The 5,575-nt window shown below is 66.6% G+C and carries 5 protein-coding genes; 1 reads left to right on the top strand and 4 read right to left on the bottom strand.

Annotated features, from left to right (window positions below; translation table 11 throughout):
* A partial coding sequence (locus tag AB4Y84_RS11595) for a hypothetical protein (protein ID WP_442250158.1) occupies nucleotides 1–435 on the top strand: 435 nt, incomplete at its 5' end.
* 71 nt (nucleotides 436–506) lie between these two features.
* Here AB4Y84_RS11595 and AB4Y84_RS11590 read toward each other — a convergent pair.
* The 4 genes from AB4Y84_RS11590 to AB4Y84_RS11575 all read right to left on the bottom strand — a co-directional run.
* A complete protein-coding gene (locus AB4Y84_RS11590; protein ID WP_442243479.1) occupies nucleotides 507–1,211 on the bottom strand; it encodes a COG3650 family protein in 705 nt (234 codons plus the stop codon).
* Nucleotides 1,212–1,294: 83 nt separating this feature from the next.
* Nucleotides 1,295–1,687: a nuclear transport factor 2 family protein gene (locus AB4Y84_RS11585; RefSeq protein WP_312110904.1), complete on the bottom strand. Its 393-nt coding sequence runs from the start codon at nucleotides 1,685–1,687 to the stop codon at nucleotides 1,295–1,297.
* Entirely contained in the window at nucleotides 1,668–4,832 is a 3,165-nt protein-coding gene (locus AB4Y84_RS11580) for a multidrug efflux RND transporter permease subunit (protein WP_442250157.1), read from the bottom strand. The genes AB4Y84_RS11585 and AB4Y84_RS11580 overlap by 20 nt, the downstream gene beginning before the upstream one ends.
* Nucleotides 4,833–4,853: 21 nt before the next feature.
* The coding region (locus AB4Y84_RS11575; protein WP_442250156.1) for an efflux RND transporter periplasmic adaptor subunit at nucleotides 4,854–5,575 on the bottom strand (722 nt) is incomplete at its 5' end.

The raw sequence follows: 5,575 nt of genomic DNA, 5'->3' as shown, positions 1-5,575 counted from the left end.
GTGACGCAGCCCCCCGCAGCGGACACCGCTGCCGCTGCGGTTGCACCTGCTGCAGATGAAGCAGATGCTGCCGCGACGCTGGCGGACACCCCCGACGAGGAGCAACAGGCGCGGGCTGCCGCCGGTTGCAGCGTCCCCGACGACGTCGCTTTCGTGCAGGACATCCGCATCTACTGCGGCATGCCCGCCGATGTGCAGGCCTTCATCGAACGGGAGAACAGCTGCCAGCATTTTGCCGGCGAAGAACCCTACGACGACGCCCGTCGTCGCGAGCTGGAGGCCGCCATCGCCAGGTTCTGCGACGATCGAGAGAAGATCTTTGCCGACCTGGTGGCCCGCCATCGCGATGACTGCGCGATCCGGCAGGCGTTGATCGGTGTGAACCTGCGCTACGACCTGTCTCCGGATCTGGATCTGAAGCCCTGCAAGGGCTGACGCCAAAAGGGGGCGGAGGGGATGACGTCGTTCATGGCACAAACGACGTCATCCCCTCCGTCCCCTTTTCGTCATTTGCCGCCGAAGTTGCCACAACCGTGGTACTGGCGCGTGCCCACGGCCAGCATCGCCTTGGCCTCGAATGTCTCGCCACTCATGCCGTCCTGGCAGGTGGTGCGCTGGAAGCTCAGCTTGATGTCGGTGCCATCCGCCGCCTTGCCCACCCAGCCATCCGCACCCTCGGTCGGTTTGGCGACGGTGAAACGGCGCTCGCCGTAATCCACATCCACCTGCAGGCCCGGCGTATCGCCGTCGACGATGGCCAGCCAGCCCGGCTCGTTGCCGGTGGCACGGAACGCCGCGTTACCGGCACTGCCATCGCCCTCGGTTGCCTCCACCGCGTTGCATTCGCGGTCCGCCTCGCCCTTCAGGCTGAGCAGCGCGTCGTCATTGCCGCGGGTCCAGAAGCTGTTGCCCTTGCCGTCGGCATACTTCGCACCGGAGGCCGCACGTTCGGAGGACATCGCGAAACTGCGCCCGCCAATCACAACCGTCGCCGCGTCCTCACCGTTGAAGGTGGCGCGCACATCGAGGTCGCCGCAGCGATAGAGGGTTTCGTTGCCGCCGCCATCAACAGCGGCAGCCACAGATGCCGGTGCCGGTGCCGGCGTTGCGACCCCGCCACCTGCGCCACTGGAGGCGGGCGTCTGGGCCGGCTGGCAGGCGCTCAGCGCAAGGCCGAGGGAGGCAGCCAACAGACTGGGAATTACACGCATGGCTCGACTCCTTGTCGAAACTACAGAGACCTTGGACCCTACCATCTGCACGCAAACGGGGCCTGAAAGCTGCATGACCGTGTTCAGCCTGCCAGCACCGTCATCGACAGCAGCTGCGCGCCGCTGGCACCGGAACAGCTTGTCCAGACACGCAGCACGCGCATGCGCTGCACATGTTCGCGTCCCCGCCAATGCACATGCAGCTGAACATCGCCGGACAACAGCGCCAGGCGACCACACAGCAGCGTTTCCACCGCATGCACCTGCAGCGCGTGAACCTGCAGATGCCCTTGTCGCCAGTCCTGCAACCAGGGCAGGTCGAGCATCCGGCCGCCCCGCCCGTCCATCATGAACAATACCGGTGAAAGCAATGCCGTTGCCGCACCATGGTCACCGTCCAGTAGCGCATCCCGCAGCTGCTGCTCCAACACGCGCAACTGCGCCTCGTACAGGCCCTCAGGGCTCCTGCTCTCCATCCACCTGCTTTCCATCCACGTTTCCTCCCGGCGTCGACCGGCGTCGGCGCAGGCGCTGCGCAAGCCACTGCTGCGCCCCCTGCACCACCACATAGAACACCGGCACGAAGAACACGGCCAACACGGTCGCACTGACCATGCCGCCGAACACGCCGGTACCAATGGCCTGTTGCGTTTCCTTTGAAGCCCCCTGCGCCAGCATCAGCGGTACCACACCCAGCGCGAACGCCAGCGAGGTCATCACGATCGGCCGCAGCCGCAGCCGCGCCGCTTCGATGGTCGCTTCGACCAGGCCGCGCCCCTGCAACTGCAGCTGTCGGGCGAATTCGACGATCAGGATCGCGTTCTTCGCCGAAAGACCTATCACCGTGATCATGCMGACCTTGAAGAACACATCATTGGGCATCTCGCGCAGCAGCACTGCAGCGACGGCGCCGAGCAGGCCCAACGGCACCACCAGCATCACCGCCAGCGGGATCGACCAGCTCTCGTACAGAGCCGCCAGCACCAGGAACACCACCAGCATCGACAGCATCAGCAACCACGGCGCCTGTGCGCCGGACTCACGCTCCTGCAGCGACTGGCTGGTCCACTGCAGGGCAAAACCCGCTGGCAGCTGCTGGGCAAGGCGCTCCATCTCGACCATCGCCTGGCCGGTGGACACACCGCCGGCAGGTGCGCCGGACAGATTCAATGCCGGGAACCCCAGGTAACGTTGCAGCTGCAGCGGCGCCTCGGTCCAGTGCGGGGTGACCAGTTCGGATAGCGCCACCATGCCGCCTTCGCTGTTGCGGACATACAGCTTCAGCACGTCCTCCAGCTGCATCCGGTGCGGCGCATCGGCCTGCATGATCACCTGCTGCATGCGCCCGCGATTGGGAAAGTCGTTGACATACTGCGAGCCCATCGCCGCCGACAACGTGGCACTGATGTCGGTGAACGCCACGCCCATCGCTTCGGCTTTGGCGCGATCGATGTCCAAGCGCACATTGCTGCCCGCAGGCAGGCCATCGGCGTGCACTTCGGCCAGCAGCGGACTGGCTTCTGCCAGCTTCAGCAGCTGCTGCAGGGCGGCGCGCAGCTGAGCCTGGCCCTGCCCGGTACGCGCCTGCAGCGCCAACGAGAATCCGGAGGAACGGCCAAGGCTGTCGATGGCCGGCGGCATCACGCTCATCACCTCGCCTTCCGGCACCGTCGCCATGGCCTGCTGCGCCGCCTTCACCTCGTCCGATGCGGTGCTGCCGCCGCGCTCACCCCAGTCCTTCAACATGGTGTAGGTCAGCGCCGCGCTCGGGCCGGAACCGGAGAAGCTGTAGCCAAGGATGGCCTGGTTGGAGGCGATCGCCGGCCGTGAGGCGACATGCTGTTCGTAGGCTTCGACCACCGCCAGCGTACGCTCGGCGGTTGCTTCGGCCGGCAGCTGGATGGAAGTCATGAAATAGCCCTGGTCCTCTTCCGGCAGGAACGCGCCCGGCAACCAATGCAGGCCGATCAGCAGTGCCACCAGCAAGGCAGCGAACAGGCCCATCACCCGGCCACTGCGCCGCAGTACGGCAGCCACGCCCTGCTGGTAACGCCCGGTCATCCGCTCGAAGCCGCGGTTGAACGCACCGAACACGCCGCCGCGGCCATGGTGACCACGTGTGCCCTGCCGCAGCAGGGTCGCGCAGAGCGCCGGGGTCAGGCTCAGCGCCAGCAGTGCCGAAAACAGGATGGACACCGACATCGCCACGCTGAACTGGCGGTAGATCGCGCCAACCGAACCACTGGCCAGCGCCATCGGGATGAACACCGCCGTCAGCACCAGGGTGATGCCGATCACCGCACCGGTCAGCTCACGCATCGCCTTGATCGTGGCCTCGCGCGGCGGCAGCCCCTCTTCGGCCATGATTCGCTCCACGCCCTCGACCACCACGATCGCGTCGTCAACAATGATGCCGATCGCCAGCACCATGCCGAACATGGTCAATACGTTGATCGAGAAACCCAGCGCCAGCATCACCGCAAAGGTGCCCAGCAGCGCGATCGGCGCGACCAGTGCGGGGATCAGCGTATAGCGCCAGTTCTGCAGGAACAGGTACATCACCGCAAACACCAGCAGCATCGCCTCGATCAGGGTCTGCAGCACCTTTTGGATCGAGACCTTGACGAAGGGCGCGGTATCGAACGGAATGCTGGATTCAACACCATGCGGCAGCAGCGGCTGCAGGTCGGCCATGCGTTCGCGCACCGCCGTGGCGGTACGCACCGCATTCGCACCTGGGCGCAGCTGCACGCCGGCGGCCGTCGCCGGATAGCCATCTTCGCGCGTGCCCCAGGCATAGCTCTGCGCGCCCAGTTCGACCCGGGCGACATCGCCAAGCAGCACGCGCGAACCATCGGCACCGGCGCGCAGCACGATCGCCGCGAACTGTTCGGGCGTGGACAGCTGGCCTTCGGCACTCAAGGGCAYGGTGATGCGCTGGCCGGGAACGCCGGGCGAATCGCCGATGCGGCCCGGCGAGATTTCAAGGTTCTGCTGCTCGATCGCGCTGGCGACATCGCCCATGGTCAGGCCGTAGCCGGTCAGGCGGGTCGGGTCCAGCCAGATCCGCATCGCCTGTTCGGCACCGAACAGCTGCACGCGGCCGACGCCGTCGATGCGTCGCAGCTCCTCGATGATGTTGCGCGCCATGAAATCGCCCAGCGCCGCTTCGTTGACACTGCCATCGGGTGAGCGCAGGCCCACCAGCATCAGGAATCCGGAGTCGGCCGCCTCCACGAACAGGCCGTTCTGGCGCACGCTGCGCGGCAGGCGCGGCTCGATCGCCTTGATCCGGTTCTGTACGTCCACCTGCGCCAGCTCAGGATCGGTGCCGGGTTTGAAGGTGGCGGTAATCGACGCTTCACCGGACGTGTCCACCGACGATTCGAAGTACAGCAGGTGTTTGACGCTGGACAGCTCGCGCTCGATCAGGCCGACCACCGCATCATTCAATGTCTGCGGGCTGGCGCCGGGATAGCTGGCATAGATRCTGACGCTGGGCGGTGCGACCGCCGGGTAGCGCTCGACCGCCAGCCGCGGAATGGCCAGCACGCCGGCCAGGATGACGAAGATCGCCAGCACCCAGGCAAATACCGGGCGATCGATGAAGAAACGAGCCATGTCGTAGGTTCCTGGAAGGGCTCAGCCCTGGCTTGCGGATGTCTGCGGTGCGCTGGCACTGGCGACCGGTACCTGCCAGTCGCGCGGATCGACCAGTACGCCTTCCTGCAGGCGCTCCTGGCCTTCCACCACCACCTTCTCGCCGGCCTTCAGGCCGTGCCGCACCAGCCATTGCCGGTTGACGCTGCCGTCCACCTCCAGCGTGCGGATCACCGCCTTGCCATCGGCGGCGATGACCCAGGCATAGGCCTGGCCACCGGCGCTGCGCAGCACTGCCTGCTGCGGCAGCAGCAACGCGCTGGCCGGCGCACCACGCGGCACCCGTGCACGCACGTACATGCCCGGCAACAACTGCCGCTCCGGGTTGTCGACCAGGATGCGCAGGATCACATCGCCGGTGCGAGCATCGACATTGACACCGGAGAACAGCAGCCGGCCGCGCTCGGGCAGCGGCGTACCCGCCGCGCCGATGATCGTCACCGGCAACTCGCCGTCCACCGCGCTGCGCTGCAGGGACTGCAGCTGCGAAGCAGGCTGGCGCACGTCCACGTAGACCTGGTCGATCTGCTGCACCACCGCCATCGGCTCGGCATCGGCGACGCCGACCAGCGCGCCTTCGGTCACCAGCGCCTGATCGATGCGGCCATCGATCGGTGCACTGACCGTGGCGTAGCGCAGGTCGAGCTGGCGTCGCGCAAGGATCGCGCGCGCCTCGTTGACCGCTGCCCGGGCCTGCTCATGCT

This window comes from Stenotrophomonas sp. 2YAF22 (assembly GCF_052114665.1).
In the GTDB taxonomy this organism is placed as follows: domain Bacteria; phylum Pseudomonadota; class Gammaproteobacteria; order Xanthomonadales; family Xanthomonadaceae; genus Stenotrophomonas; species Stenotrophomonas indicatrix.
The sequence above is the reverse complement of the archived record's forward strand: the minus strand, read 5'-3'. Positions and strand labels throughout refer to the sequence as shown.

Coding starts and splice junctions, on each gene's coding strand:
- AB4Y84_RS11590 (WP_442243479.1), bottom strand. CDS start 1,211: ATGCGTGTAATTCCCAGTCTGTTGGCTGCCTCCCTCGGCCTTGCGCTG.
- AB4Y84_RS11585 (WP_312110904.1), bottom strand. CDS start 1,687: ATGGAGAGCAGGAGCCCTGAGGGCCTGTACGAGGCGCAGTTGCGCGTG.